At 64.9% G+C, this 13,731-nt stretch carries 13 protein-coding genes; 7 read left to right on the top strand and 6 right to left on the bottom strand.

Annotation, left to right across the window (positions count from 1 at the left end; genetic code table 11):
- Positions 1-35 precede the first annotated feature (35 nt).
- From NIBR502773_RS04335 to NIBR502773_RS04320, 4 genes are read right to left on the bottom strand one after another with little or no spacing between them, the layout of a single operon-like run.
- Positions 36-827 carry an ABC transporter permease gene (locus NIBR502773_RS04335; RefSeq protein ID WP_141155462.1) on the bottom strand — a complete coding sequence of 264 codons (792 nt, stop codon included), beginning with the start codon at positions 825-827 and terminating at the stop codon, positions 36-38.
- On the bottom strand, positions 824-1,564 hold the full coding sequence (locus NIBR502773_RS04330) for an ABC transporter ATP-binding protein (protein ID WP_141155461.1): 741 nt from the start codon (positions 1,562-1,564) through the stop codon (positions 824-826). Before NIBR502773_RS04330 ends, NIBR502773_RS04335 begins: the two co-directional genes overlap by 4 nt.
- On the bottom strand, positions 1,561-2,520 hold the full coding sequence (locus NIBR502773_RS04325; protein ID WP_141155460.1) for a YVTN family beta-propeller repeat protein: 960 nt from the start codon (positions 2,518-2,520) through the stop codon (positions 1,561-1,563). Before NIBR502773_RS04325 ends, NIBR502773_RS04330 begins: the two co-directional genes overlap by 4 nt.
- A gap of 30 nt (positions 2,521-2,550) precedes the next feature.
- On the bottom strand, positions 2,551-3,723 hold the full coding sequence (locus tag NIBR502773_RS04320) for an ABC transporter substrate-binding protein (protein WP_141155459.1): 1,173 nt from the start codon (positions 3,721-3,723) through the stop codon (positions 2,551-2,553).
- A 168-nt stretch (positions 3,724-3,891) separates the two neighbouring features.
- On the opposite strand from NIBR502773_RS04320, the gene NIBR502773_RS04315 reads away from it, so the two are divergent.
- Both NIBR502773_RS04315 and NIBR502773_RS04310 read left to right on the top strand, forming a co-directional pair.
- Positions 3,892-5,154 (top strand): sensor histidine kinase, encoded by a 1,263-nt coding sequence (locus NIBR502773_RS04315; protein ID WP_141157820.1) that lies wholly within the window; start codon positions 3,892-3,894, stop codon positions 5,152-5,154.
- Entirely contained in the window at positions 5,151-5,777 is a 627-nt protein-coding gene (locus NIBR502773_RS04310) for a response regulator transcription factor (protein WP_141155458.1), read from the top strand. Before NIBR502773_RS04315 ends, NIBR502773_RS04310 begins: the two co-directional genes overlap by 4 nt.
- A gap of 18 nt (positions 5,778-5,795) precedes the next feature.
- On the opposite strand, the gene NIBR502773_RS04305 is transcribed toward NIBR502773_RS04310, so the two are convergent.
- Together NIBR502773_RS04305 and exaA are read right to left on the bottom strand one after the other, a co-directional pair.
- Complete coding sequence (locus tag NIBR502773_RS04305; protein WP_141155457.1) at positions 5,796-6,443, bottom strand: pentapeptide repeat-containing protein; 648 nt, start codon at positions 6,441-6,443, stop codon at positions 5,796-5,798.
- A 135-nt stretch (positions 6,444-6,578) separates the two neighbouring features.
- Entirely contained in the window at positions 6,579-8,471 is a 1,893-nt protein-coding gene (gene exaA, locus NIBR502773_RS04300; protein ID WP_141155456.1) for a quinoprotein ethanol dehydrogenase, read from the bottom strand.
- A gap of 255 nt (positions 8,472-8,726) precedes the next feature.
- Between exaA and pedF the strand changes: the two genes are divergently transcribed.
- From pedF to NIBR502773_RS04275, 5 genes are all read left to right on the top strand, one after another.
- A complete protein-coding gene (gene pedF, locus NIBR502773_RS04295) occupies positions 8,727-9,188 on the top strand; it encodes a cytochrome c-550 PedF (protein ID WP_027606205.1) in 462 nt (153 codons plus the stop codon).
- A gap of 3 nt (positions 9,189-9,191) precedes the next feature.
- Positions 9,192-10,067 carry an ABC transporter substrate-binding protein gene (locus tag NIBR502773_RS04290; protein WP_141155455.1) on the top strand — a complete coding sequence of 292 codons (876 nt, stop codon included), beginning with the start codon at positions 9,192-9,194 and terminating at the stop codon, positions 10,065-10,067.
- A 9-nt stretch (positions 10,068-10,076) separates the two neighbouring features.
- On the top strand, positions 10,077-10,826 hold the full coding sequence (locus NIBR502773_RS04285; RefSeq protein ID WP_141155454.1) for a quinoprotein dehydrogenase-associated SoxYZ-like carrier: 750 nt from the start codon (positions 10,077-10,079) through the stop codon (positions 10,824-10,826).
- Positions 10,827-10,842: 16 nt separating this feature from the next.
- Positions 10,843-11,775 carry a quinoprotein relay system zinc metallohydrolase 1 gene (locus NIBR502773_RS04280; protein WP_141155453.1) on the top strand — a complete coding sequence of 311 codons (933 nt, stop codon included), beginning with the start codon at positions 10,843-10,845 and terminating at the stop codon, positions 11,773-11,775.
- A 126-nt stretch (positions 11,776-11,901) separates the two neighbouring features.
- Positions 11,902-13,677 carry a PQQ-dependent methanol/ethanol family dehydrogenase gene (locus tag NIBR502773_RS04275; RefSeq protein ID WP_141155452.1) on the top strand — a complete coding sequence of 592 codons (1,776 nt, stop codon included), beginning with the start codon at positions 11,902-11,904 and terminating at the stop codon, positions 13,675-13,677.
- The last annotated feature ends 54 nt before the right edge of the window (positions 13,678-13,731 follow it).

Raw genomic sequence — 13,731 nt, 5'->3', positions numbered from 1 at the left:
GGAAAACCAGTACCAAAGTAGTAGTTTTGCCGCCTTCAGCCCTTTTTGCGCAACGCCGCATGCTGGGGATTGAAGGTCAGCACCGCCAACACTGCGAACAGCACGGTCAAACCCAGGCACACCGCCAGGGCCAGGCCGGCGAAGCGTTGGTACAGGGCAAAGCGCACCAGCTCCACGGCGTGGGTAAACGGGTTGACCGCGCACAGCCAGTACAGCCATTCACTGGAGTCGCGCATCTTCCACAACGGGTACAGCGCCGACGACAGGAAAAACAGCGGGAAGATCACGAAGTTCATCACCCCGGCAAAGTTCTCCAGCTGGCGAATCGCATTCGACAGCAGCAAGCCCAGGGCACTCAACATCAAGGCCACCAGCAGCAACGCCGGCAGGGCGACGACCAGCCCTATGGCCGGCGGTTGCACGCCGTACACCCAGGCGATCGCCAGGAACCCATACACCTGCAACAGCGAAATCAGCGCGGTGGCCAACAGCTTGCTGCACAGCAAAAACGTGCGCGGCAACGGGCTGGTCAGCAGCACGCGCATGCTGCCCATCTCGCGGTCGTAGACCATCGACAGCGAGCCCTGCATGCCGTTGAACAGCAGGATCATGCAGGCCAGCCCCGGGACGATGTAGACCTCGTAGGGGATATAGGTGTCGTAGGGTTCGATCACCGAGATGCCCAACGCCGCACGGAACCCGGCGGCGAATACCAGCAGCCACAGTAACGGGCGCACCAGCGCACTGAGAAACCGCGTGCGCTGCAACACAAAGCGCAGCCACTCGCGCAGCACGATGCCGCGCAGGCATTGCCAGTAAGCGTTCATGCCGCCGCTCCCGTCGTGGTGGGGCGGGTCAAGCGCGCGAACACGCTGCCCAGGTCGCCGCCTTGTTGCTCGATCAAGGCAGCGACTTGCCCACTGGCCACCAGGCGGCCCTGGTGCAGGATCATCAAGGCATCGTCGGCCTGTACTTCGTCGAGCAGGTGGGTGGTCCACAGCACGCTGATGCCGTGTTCGCGGCACAGGCTGCGCACGTGCTGGTTCAGGGCCAGGCGGCTGGCCGGGTCGAGGCCGACGCTGGCTTCATCCAACAGCAGCAGGCGCGGCTCATGCAGCAATGCGCGGGCGATTTCCACGCGGCGGCGGTGCCCGCCGTTGAGTTCGCGGACTTTTTCCCGGCGCCGTTCGGTGAGGGCCTGGCGGGCCAGTTCGGCGGCGACGCGCAGGTCGGTCTGGCGCCGCGACAAACCATGCAACGCAGCGTGGTAACGCAGGTTTTGTTCCACGCTCAAATCCAGGTCCAGGGTGCTTTGCTGGAACACCACACCCAGTTGTGTAAGGGCCGCGCGCGGCGCATCGCGTAGGGAATGACCGCCCACGCGAATGTCGCCGGCTTGCAGGTCATAGAGCCGAGTGAGCAGGGCGATCAAGGTGGATTTGCCGGCGCCATTGGGCCCCAGCAGCGCCGCAAAGCGCCCTGGCGCCAGGCTGAAACTTACCTCGCACAAAGCCTGCCGTGCGCCGTAGGCGAAGCTCAGGTCGCGCACCTCCAGGGCGTTCATGGCGTGACCACCACGCCCCACGGATAACGCCCGACCTTCACCGACTTGATCACCTTGAGGTTGTCCACATCGATTACCGACACATCGCCGCTCACGCCATTGGTGGCCAGCAACTGTTTCTCGTCCGGGGTAAATGCCATCTGCCACACGCGGCGGCCCACCAACAAGTAGTCGAGGACCTCGAAGGTCTTGGCGTCGATCACGGCCACATGGTTGGCCGGGCCGAGGGCGACAAAGCCGTACTTGCCGTCGGCGCTGAGCTTGATGCCGACCGGCTGGACTTTGTCCGGGTGCACGCCCTTGATCTTGAAGGTCAGGGTCTTGAGGATCGCGCGGCTGGCCACGTCGAGGATGGTCACGGTGCCGCCGATTTCCGCCGAGGCCCACAGCTGCGAGCCATCGTGGTTGAACTCGACGAAGCGCGGGCGCTGGTCCACCAGGGTGCTGCCGGCCAGGGTCTGGGTGCTGGTGTCGATCCAGTGCAGCATGTTGGTGGTTTCGCTGGTGTTCACCGCCCACTTGCCATCCGGGCTCACGGCCATGCCTTCGGGCTCGACGCCGACGTTGATCTGGCCGAGCACCTTGGAGGTCTCGGTGTCGATCACGGTGACCAGCGCATCGTCTTCGTTGGATACGTACAGCCAGCGGTTATTGGGGTGCAGGGCGAACTGCTCGGGGTCTTTGCCGGAGGGCAGTTCCTTGATGATCCTGCGCGTGGCCACGTCCATCACCTGGACGCGGTCCGAGTCGCTGGCGCAGATGTACAGCAGCTTGTTGTCATGGGACAGCAGCAAGCCTCGCGGGCGCTGGCCGACCTTGAGGGTGTCGGTGACTTGCAGGGTCTGCATGTCGATCAGGCTCAGGCTGTTGTCTTTCTCGTTGGAGACCCAGGCGGTACTGGCCACGGCGTGCCCGGCGGCAAGCAGCAGGGCGCATGGGAGCAGGGTGCGGCGCATGGCGGATTCCTTATTATTGTGGGTAGGCGATCAAGGGAAGCGGCAGGTCACCTCGGGTTTGTCATAGCCCAGGCTGTCCATTTCGTTGGTGGGGTGCAGGAAACCGTCCTGGGGCGAGGTGCTGACCAGCGCGCGGGGCTGCACGAGGGGAATCGGCTGGCGCAGTTGGCCGTTCCAGGGGCGGTAACTGAGCTTGCGGCCCTTGAACCCGTCCAGGGGCAGTTGCTCGCTGATTTCCACTTGGCGGATCGCCATGGGCTCGACCTGGCGCAACTTGCTCACTGCACTGGCGACGCTGCGCACGGCCATCCAGGCGGCGAAGTCGCGGTCGTTCATCCAACGCCCGGCCAGGGCCTCGAAGCGTTTCTGCAATTGGGCGGCGCCGTAGGTCTCGACGGTTTTGTGCCAGCCGGTGGGCGTCAGGCCCTGGGTGCCGGCGACGGGGCGCGGGTACCAGGTCTGGTAGGGCACGTACTCGCCGAAGTCGCCGCGCTCGTCGGCCACCAGCACCACGTCGTATTCGGCGGTCTGGGTGAACAGCGGCATATCCGCCTGGGCGCTGCGGCGCTGGTCGTTATCGAAACGCCAGGCCTTTTCCGCCACCAGCTGCACGCCGAAGCGTTTGGCGGCGCGACGCAGGGCGGCGGCGTAGGCCTGGTCATCCTCGGTGGGGCCGACGATCAACAGCGCTTTTTGCCATTTGCGCACTACCAGGAACTGCGCCAGGGCATCGGCGAGCATCGCGCGGCTGGGCAGCGTATGCAGCACGTTGCCCAGGCAGTCGCTGCTGCGCAGGCTGTCATCCGGGCTGCCAGCATTGAACAGCAGGCTGTCGGGCAACGCCGCGCTGAGTTGGCGCAGGCTGGCAACGGGCGTGTTCACCACGAACAGGCGCAAGCCCTGGGCATGCTGGGCCTGGGCGGCGGCGAGCAGGGCGTCTGGGGTGTCTACCGTGGCGCTGGTCAGGCTGTAGCGCTGGTTGAGAAAGGCGCCAGTGCTGTTGCTGTCGATGATCGCCAGTTCAGCGCCACGCTGCCCGGCATCGGCGGGCTCGGGAATCACATTCGACAGCAGCGGGCCCGGATCGGGCCGATAACCCAGGTAGCCGATCTGCACCTGCAAGGGTGCTTCGGCGGCCTGGCCGGTGGCGGCCCAGGCGATCGCCAGCAGGCAGATCACGGCGTAGGGGGCGAGCTGGCGCATAGGGCACTCCATGACAGGTAGCGCCAGCATAGGAACCCTGAACGTCGCTGCAAATATGCAGAAAGTAGCGCTGGGGCAGTACCAAGGTAGTAGCCCCGGGCGTGCCGTGGGGTTTTAGCATGGAGCACCACGGGCTCTATCCACAGGAGTGACACCAGCATGCGCGTCTTGTCGGCCTTGTGGCGCATCAACCTATGGGTGTGCGGCTTTTTCGCCCTGGTGACCTGCGCCTGCACCGCGCTGTTGCTGCACCAGGCCCTGGCCGATGTGGGGCGCGAGCTGCAATCGGCCGAAGCGGTGGTGCACTACCTGAGCGAAACCGCCGCGCGCGATCCGGCCAGCCTGCAACCCCACCTCACCGCGAGTTTGCGCCATGTTCGCGTGCACTGGGTGGCGAGCGGCGACACCGTGCAAGCGCCGGACGCGGACGGGCTGGACGCCTGGCTCGGGCGCCTGTTGTTTGCCGAGGCGCGGCGCAGTGCCCAGGTGCTGGACTTGCCGGACGGCCGGCGTGTGTCCATCGCTGTCGACCCACGGGATGAAATCGACGAGGTCTGGGACTCCCTGCAACAATTGTTGGGCCTGTGCGCACTGGCTCTGGCCCTGAGCCTGTTGACCATCCGCTGGGCGGTGCGCCGGGGCATGGGCGTGCTGGATGAATTGCTGCGCGCACTGCAACAGGTGTGCGCCGGCCAGCTCAATGTGCGCCTGCGCAGCCAAGGCGCGCCGGAAGCACGCCAACTGGCGCTGCACTTCAACCGCATGACCGACGCCCTGGAGCAGGCGCGCACCGATAACACCCGGCTTACCCAGACCCTGCTGGCGGTGCAGGAGCAGGAGCGCACCCACCTGGCCCAGACCCTGCACGATGACCTCGGCCAATACCTGGCCGGTATTCGCGCCCAGGCCTGCCTGTTGCGCCTGGCCACCGACCAGCCGCACCTGCTGGCGCCCACGGTGGCGCAACTCGAGGATCACTGCGAGCACTTGCAGCAAGGCTTCCGGGCACTGGTCCACGATCTTTATCCGGTGGCCCTGCAACACCTGCCGATGGCCGAGGCGTTTGCGCTGCTGGTCACCCAGTGGCAGGCCAGCCACGGCATTCCCTGCCACCTGCAGGTCAGCACCGACCTGCCGCTGTTGCCCGGCGCCAGCAAGACTCATCTGTACCGCCTGCTCCAGGAAGCCCTGACCAACATCCTGCGGCATGCCGACGCCAGCCAGGTGCACGTGCGCCTGCAACATCGCGGTTCGCGCCTGCGCCTGTGGGTGCGTGATAACGGTCGCGGTGCAGACACGCCCCAGCGGCCCGGCGTGGGCCTGTATTCAATGGCCGAACGCGCCCGTTGCCTGGGCGGCGAATTGAAGATCATCAGCCACCCCGGCGCCGGTTGGGCGTTGGCGTTGAACATGCCGTTGGAGGCCTCATGAATATTCTATTGGTGGATGACCACGCGGTGGTGCGCCAGGGCTATGCCAGCCTGTTGCGCGCGCTGCTGCCGGCCGTTGGAGTGCGCGAGGCGGCCAGTGGCGAAGAGGCGTTGAGCCGGGTCCAGGAAGCGCTGCCGCACCTAGTGATCATGGACTTCGGCCTGCCGGGCATCAGCGGCCTGGAAACCACCCGGCGCCTGCGCCAGCGCCTGCCGCACCTGCGCGTGCTGTTTTTCAGCATGCACGACGAGTTGCCCCTGGTGCGCCAGGCCCTGGAGGCGGGCGCCTCGGGCTACCTGACCAAAACCTCGGCACCCGAGGTGTTGATCGAAGCGGTGCGGCGCATCCTCGACGGCCACGCCTATATCGAACAGGCCCTGGCCACCGAACTGGCCTATACGCCCGGTGATCAACGTTTGCAGGGCATGACCCCGCGCGAGCTGGAAATCTTCCTGATGCTGGCCAAGGGCACGCCGACCCGAGCGATTGCCGACCAGCTGAATATCAGCAGCAAGACCGTGTCCAATCACCTGACCTTGCTCAAGAGCAAATTGCAGGTGAGTTCCCATGCCGAGCTGGTGCACCTGGGGATCGACATGGGGGTCGTGCGGGTGGTTGGATAACAGCGTATGCGCGGGGGGCTAGCGATCCCAGGTGGTGGGGCAGTCGATGCAGCCTTCCATATTGGCATCCTGGAAGTTCGCGTAGTGCTGGCGGCTGCCGGTGAGGGTGGCCTGTTCCAGGTTGCTCTCGCCGAACTTGGCTTCCTGCAGGTTGGCATCGCTGAGGTCGGCCCCTTGCAGGTCGGCCTTGCTCAACCAGGTCATTTCCAGGTCGGCCGCACGCAGGTTGGCCTTGTGCATTTTCGCCCCGGACAACCGCGCAAATTGCAGGTAGGCCGCGCTGAGGTTGGCGTTTTCGAACTGCGCACCCTGGGCGAACAGGCCCCAACCCTGGATCGCCATCAACGTGGCGCCGCTGAAGTCGGCCAGGCGCAGGTTGGCCTGTTGCAGGCTGGCGCGGGTCAGGTTGGCGCCTTGCAGTCGGGCTTTTTCCAGATTGGCCAGGTCGAGGTTGGCATGGCGCAGATCCGCCTCGCGCAGGTCGGCGCCGGCCAGGTTCATCTTGCTCAAGTCCTGGTTGCGCAGGTTGGCGCCCTTGAGGTTGGCGCCGGGGCATTGGCTGTGTGCGGCGATGGTGCAGCCGTTGATGATCAGCGGCGCATCGTCGCCGTCGTCGGCGTGGGCCACGGGCAGGCAGAGCAGGAGTAACAAGGGCAGGTAGTTCATCGTGCGACCTCTGGGGATCCTGTGGTGAGCGGGCTTGTTGTGGTGAGGGCCTTGCTGTGGTGAGCGGGGCAAGCCCGCTCACCACAAGGGAAGAAGCCGCTTGCTGCAAAAAGCGGCCCGGCATTCTCGCGGGGGTTATTTTTGCGCGGTCTTCTGATCCCAGCTCGGGATCTTGAACACCCAGAACGACCCGCCTTGTGCCACCGGCTTGGTCAGCTCGGCCATGTCGCCGCCCCACAACGGCACCGCGCCGCCGTAGCCGACGGTGACGCCGACATACTGCTCGCCATCCTGCTCCCAGGTGATCGGCGGCGAGACGATGCCGCTGCCGGTCTGGAACTTCCACAGCTCCTTGCCGGTTTTCGCGTCGAAGGCCTTGAAGAAACCGTCGCCTGTACCGGTAAACACCAGGTTGCCCTTGGTCGCCAATACGCCGGCCCACAGTGGCAAGGCTTCCTTGTGCTCCCACACCACCTTGCCGGTAGTCGGGTTCATTGCCCGCAGGGTGCCGACGTGGTCGTCATACATGCGCTTGATGCGAAAACCCATGCCCAGGTACGCCGAGCCTTTCTTGTAGTTGACCTCTTCGGTCCAGTATTCCTCTTTCCACTGGTTGCCTGGGATGTAGAACAGGCCGGTGTCCTGGCTGTAGGCCATGGGGTTCCAGTTCTTGCCCCCCAGGAACGGCGGCGAGACCTCCACCGGCTTGCCTTTGGTTTCACCCGGCAAGGGCTTGGCCGGACGCTGGCCTTCGTTCTCCACCGGACGCCCGGTCTTCAGGTCGATATGGCTCGCCCAGGTGATGTTGTCGACGAACGGGAAGGCGTTCTGCAGCTTGCCGCTGTTGCGGTCCACCACATAGAAAAAGCCGTTGCGGTCAGCGTGGCCGGTGGCCTTGACCACCTTGCCGTCCTTGTCCTTGTAGTCGAACAGCACCAGCTCGTTGTTGCCGGAGAAGTCCCAGGCGTCGTTGGGGGTGTGCTGGTAGAACCACTTCACTTCGCCGGTGCTCGGGTCGACGCCGACCTGGCCCGAGGTGTAGAGGCTGTCGAAATCGTGGGGGTTGCCGTCCTTGGCGGTGCGCGCCCAGGTGTTCCACGGGCCGGGGTTACCGGCGCCGACGATGATCGTGTTGGTCTCGGCATCGAAGCTCGCGCTCTGCCAAGGGGCGCCGCCGCCGTGGCTCCAGGCCTCGACCTTGCCGGTTGCGGTGGTCGGGTCATCCGGCCATGAAGGTGCCTTGACGTCGCCGGTGGTGGTGCTGTCCTTGCCGTTGAGGCGGCCCATATGGCCTTCCACGAACGGGCGCATCCACACTTCTTCCCCGGTGTCCGGGTCGCGGGCAAACAACTGGCCGACCACGCCGAATTCATCGCCGGAGCTGCCGTGGATCAGTAGCACCTTGCCGCTGACCTTGTCTTTGATCAGCACCGGGGCGCCGGTCATGGTGTAGCCGGCGGCGTGGTCGCCGAACTTCTTGTTCCACACCACTTTGCCGGTGTGCTTGTCGAGGGCGATCAGGCGCGCGTCGAGGGTGCCGAAGTAGATCTTGTCGCCGAAGATCGCCGCACCGCGGTTGACCACATCGCAGCATGGGCGAATGTTGTCGGGCAGGCGGTGGTTGTAGGTCCACAGGCGCTTGCCGGTCTTGGCGTCGAGGGCGAACACCCGGGAATAGGAGCCGGTGACGTAGACCACGCCGTCGCTGACGATGGCCTGGGATTCCTGGCCGCGTTGCTTCTCATCGCCAAAGGAATAGGACCAGGCCGGGGTGAGCTTGAACACGTTCTTGTCGTTGACCTGGGCCAGCGGGCTCCAGCGCTGGGCGTTGGTGCCCATGCCGTATTGCAGCACGTCCTGGGTGGTCAGGTGGTCGTTGGCGATGTCTTCCCAGGTGACATTGTGCGTCGGCTTGGCGGGTTCGGCGGCCGCGAACGTTACGGCACTGAGGGACAGGCTGCCCACCAGCACGAAGGCTTGCACGGCAAGGCTTAAAGGTGAGCGGGCGGGTAGCGATCTTATTGTCATGGTTGCAGTTCCCAGTGGAGGTTTTGGCCTGCACAGGGTGGAACGCCGGGGCGCCGGGCGGATACGGAAAAACTCCCGCTGTGGCCGGGAAGACTTCCCGAGGCGCCGCTGTTTTAGGCGTGCCCCACAAGCCCTACTACCAAGGGAGGAGAGGGCGGCCACCAAAGCAGCATACGGCCCATGCCCCGGGGTTTCTAAGATGGTTGCCATAGCCTCTGCAATGAGGTTTTGCGTGCAATCCTGAGGGCAAAAATAATGACAACAAAACACAATGCCTTGCTCGTCGCCGGGCTGTTGGTCGGTGTGATCGCCGGGGGCTCCGCCTGGGCCCATGGCAACGTGGTCCCGCAAGCGGTGGAAACCAAGGGCCTGACCTCGATCAAGGACGCCGGCGTGCCGGTCAACGAAGACGGCTGGGCGGCGGTCAACCCATACCGCACCTCGCCTGAACACGACCGCGCCGTGGAAATCGGCTCGTCCGCCTACAACCAGAACTGCGCCGCCTGCCACGGCCTGGAAGCCAAGTCCGGCGGCATCGCCCCCGACCTGCGCATGCTCGATGTGGGCGAAGCCGGTGATGAGTGGTTCGTCGAGCGCGTGCGCCATGGCGCGGTGCGTGACGGCCGCGTGTACATGCCGAAAATGGCCGACTACCTGAGCCAGGAAGCCTTGTGGGCCGTGCGCACCTACTTGGACAGCGTGCACGTCGAGGAGTAAGCCATGCGCCTGTTCGCTTATGTGCTTGGCCTGGCCCTGCTGTGTTGCCAGCCGGCACAGGCGCAGGTGCGCAGCTATGACCAGATGATCGCCGCCGGCGAAATCAACGTGGCGGTGTACAAGGACTTTGCCCCCTACAGTTTCGAAGACGGCGCCACCGCGCGCGGGGTCGACGTGGAACTGGCCCAGGCCCTGGCCACGGCCCTGGGGGTACGGCTCACGTTGATCTGGACGCCGGCCGGCGAGAAGCTCGACGATGACCTGCGCGACTACATCTGGCGCGGCAGCCCGTTGCACAACCAGCAACTGGCCGACCTGATGATGCGCGCGCCCTACGACCGCGATTACGCACAAAAGCGCAACGACCAGGGCGAACTGGAAAACGGCCATGTGGTGATGTTCGGGCCGTACCAGAACGAACAATGGCAGGTGGCCTACGATCGTCGGCGCCTGGACACGGTCGCCAGCGTGGCGGTGTTCGAGCAGCACCCGATTGGCGTCGAAGTCGACAGTGTGCCGTCGTTCTACCTCACCTCGGTGTTCAACGGCATGCTCGCCGCCAAGACCCATCACTACCCCGACGTACCCCAGGCCTTTGCGGCGATGAAAGCCGGTGAGGTCGATGCGGTGATGGCGATGCGCGGCGAAGTCGATTGGCAGGTGCATGAAGCCCACGACCCGCAACTGGCCCTGGCCGAAAACGCCTACCCGAACATGGGCAAGCAACGCTGGGAGATCGGCATGGCGGTGCACGAGAGCAATCGCCAGTTGGCCTACGCGGTGGAAGAGGCGCTGGAAGGCCTGATCCGCGACGGCGCGGTGCAAGCCATCTATGCCCGTTACGGCCTGCAGTACGAAGTCCCCGAGATGTATCAATAGGAGCAGGCGATGAACTGGCGACTGAGCTGCATCCTGGCCTGCTGGCTGCCGCTGGCGGCGCACGCCGTGGAGGTCGATCCGGTGCCGTCGGTGATGTGGGCCTTCTATCACAAGCAGTTCCTGGCGCAGGCGCCGTTTGTGTTCGACGACCGAGTCAAGCTGCTCGCGCCGCCGTTCGCCGAAGATGCGCGCCAGGTGCCGCTGGAAATCGATGCTCGAGCCTTCAGCGGCCATGTGGTGAAGATCCTCGCCTGGGCCGAGCTCAACCCGTTGCCGAAAATCGTCGACTTCCAGCCCAAGGCCGGCGTGCTGCCGTGGCTGTCGCTGCGGATTCGTATCGAGCAGGCCACGCCGTTGCGGGCGGCGGTGCTCACCGATGACGGCCTGTGGCATGTGGGTTCGACCCTGATCGACGCGGCCGGTGGCGGCTGCACCGCGCCCAGCGTGGTACGCACCCAGCCGGGCTGGGAAGAGCACATCGGCGAAGTGCTCGGCGGCCGTTATCCGCGTGGCGAGTTCAGCCGCGTACGTGTGCAGGTGGCGCACCCGATGGACAACGGCATGGTCAGCGGCATCCCCGAGTTTTTTATCAACCATGCGCAACTGCGCGGCCAGGACGGCCAGGTGCTGGCTGATCTTGAGCTGTTCCCGGCGGTCAGCGAAAACCCCAACCTGGCCTTTGATATCGCCGCGCCGGGGCCCACCCGCCTGGTGCTGCGCGACAACAGCGGCAATGAGTTCGACGCGGCCATCCCCTGACCAGAAGGAGCGCGGCATGCGCTGGATTCTATTGTTATGCCTGGGCCTGAGCCTGCCCGCCCTGGCGGACCTCGACTACGCCCTCAAGCCCCGGCTGATCGCCGACGACACCTGGCTGCTCGAAGGCAGCACCGACAATTTTGCCAAGGCCAACGGCGGCAATATCGTCAACACCGCCTTCATCGTCACCGAGGCCGGCGTGGTGGTGATCGACACCGGACCGTCGCGGCGCTACGGCGAAGCCATGCGCGAGGCCATCGCCCGTGTCACCCCCAAGCCGGTGATCCAGGTGCTGATTACCCACCATCACCCCGACCATGCGCTGGGCAACCAGGCCTTCAAGGACGTGCCCATCGGCGCCCTGGCCGAGACCACGCGCCTGCTGCATGAGCAAGGCGACGGCATGGCGGAAAACCTCTACCGCATGGTCGGCGACTGGATGCGCGGCACCGAGGTGGTGTTGCCCACCCAGGTGCTGCAGCCCGGTGTGCTGAGCGTCGGCCGCCATGACCTGCGCCTGCTCGCGCTCAGCGGTCACACCGGCGCCGACCTGGCGATCTTCGACCAGAGCACCGGCGTGCTGTTTGCCGGCGACCTGGTGTTTTACCAGCGCGCGCTCACCACCCCCAACAGCCCGGGGCTGGCGGTGTGGCTGGCTGACCTCGGCACCCTGCAAGCCTTGCCCTGGACCCTGATCGTGCCCGGCCATGGCCCGGTGGCCAGCGACGCGCAACCCTTTACGCAGATGCGCGACTACCTGACCTGGCTCGATCAACTTTTGCATGACGGCGCCGCCCAGGGCAGCGACATGGCCGAGATGATCCGCAGCCCAATCCCCGCACGCTTCGCGGCGATCAGCCTGAGCCGCTATGAACTGATCCGCAGCGTCAGCCACCTGTACCCGCGGTACGAGCGCGAACAGATGCAACGCGTGGATTCGCCGCGCTGACCCGCTACTAAGGAACTAGCAAACTCGATACTGCGGTCAATTGTGACAACGGCCCCTGCGCCCAAGAATCTGCACCAGACCGGGAAAATTTCCCGGGTATAACAAAAAACCGCAGAGGTAGCCGTCATGACCCAACCCGCACGTCGCCAACCCTTCGCCTTGAGTGTGTTGCTCGGTGCCATCCTGTTATCCGGCCAGGCCATGGCCTCGGTCAGCGATGAGGACATCCTCCAGGACCCGAAAAACCCCGGGCAGATCGTCACCAACGGCCTGGGCGTGCAGGGCCAGCGCTACAGCCCCCTCGATACCCTGAACGTCGACAACGTCAAGGACCTGCGCCCGGTCTGGGCGTTTTCCTTTGGCGGCGAGAAGCAGCGTGGGCAACAGGCGCAGCCGATGATCAAGGACGGGGTGATGTACCTCACCGGTTCCTACTCGCGGGTGTTCGCGGTGGATGCGCGCACCGGCAAGAAGCTCTGGCAGTACGATGCGCGTCTGCCCGATGACATCCGCCCGTGCTGTGACGTGATCAACCGTGGCGTGGCGCTGTACGGCGACCTGGTGTTCTTCGGCACCCTCGACGCCAAGCTGGTGGCGCTGAACAAAGACACCGGCAAAGTGGTGTGGAGCAAGCAGGTCGCCGACCACAAGGAAGGCTACTCGATCAGCGCCGCGCCCCTGGTGGTCAACGGTAAGCTGATCACCGGCGTGGCCGGTGGCGAATTCGGCGTGGTCGGCAAGATCCAGGCCTATGACCCGAAAAACGGCGAGCTGCTGTGGAGCCGCCCGACGGTCGAAGGTCATATGGGTTATGTCTACAAGGACGGCAAAGCCGTGGAAAACGGCATCTCCGGCGGCGAAGCGGGCAAGACCTGGCCGGGGGACCTGTGGAAAACCGGCGGCGCCGCACCGTGGCTGGGCGGCTACTACGACCCGGAAACCAACCTGCTGCTGTTCGGCACCGGCAACCCGGCGCCATGGAACTCGCACCTGCGTCCCGGCGACAACCTCTACTCGTCCTCGCGCCTGGCGCTGAACCCGGACGACGGCACCATCAAGTGGCACTTCCAGAGCACGCCCCACGACGGCTGGGACTATGACGGCGTCAACGAGCTGATCTCCTTCAACTACACCGAAGGCGGCAAGGAAATCAAAGCGGCAGCCACCGCCGACCGCAACGGCTTCTTCTATGTACTCGACCGCACCAACGGCAAGTTCATCCGTGGCTTCCCGTTTGTCGACAAGATCACCTGGGCCAGCGGCCTGGATAAGGACGGTCGACCGATCTACAACGAAGCCAGCCGCCCAGGCGCGCCGGGCAGCGAAACCAAGGGCACCTCGGTGTTTGTCGCGCCGGCGTTCCTCGGTGCGAAGAACTGGATGCCGATGGCCTATAACCGCGACACCGGGCTGTTCTATGTGCCGTCCAACGAGTGGGGCATGGACATCTGGAACGAAGGCATCGCCTACAAGAAGGGCGCGGCGTTCCTTGGCGCCGGCTTCACCATCAAGCCGCTGAACGAAGACTACATCGGCGTACTGCGCGCCATCGACCCGAAGACCGGCAAGGAAGTCTGGCGCCACAAGAACTTCGCGCCGCTGTGGGGCGGGGTGCTGACCACCAAGGGCAACCTGGTGTTCACCGGCACGCCGGAAGGCTTCCTGCAGGCGTTCAACGCCAAGACCGGCGAGAAGGTCTGGGAATTCCAGACCGGCTCCGGCGTGCTCGGCTCGCCTGTGACCTGGGAAATGGACGGCGAACAGTACGTCTCGGTGCTCTCCGGCTGGGGCGGCGCCGTGCCGTTGTGGGGCGGTGAAGTGGCCAAGCGCATCAAGGACTTCAACCAGGGCGGCATGCTCTGGACCTTCAAGCTGCCCAAAGAGCTGGTCGCCAAGCACTGAAACTACGACCAAATGACAAGTGCCCCCCTGCCAACGGCGCATTCGCCCGCCAGC

It is taken from the genome of Pseudomonas sp. NIBRBAC000502773 (genome assembly GCF_006517195.1).
In the GTDB taxonomy this organism is placed as follows: domain Bacteria; phylum Pseudomonadota; class Gammaproteobacteria; order Pseudomonadales; family Pseudomonadaceae; genus Aquipseudomonas; species Aquipseudomonas marginalis.
Note: the sequence above shows the minus strand (reverse complement) of the source record. Positions and strands in the feature narration are given on the sequence as shown.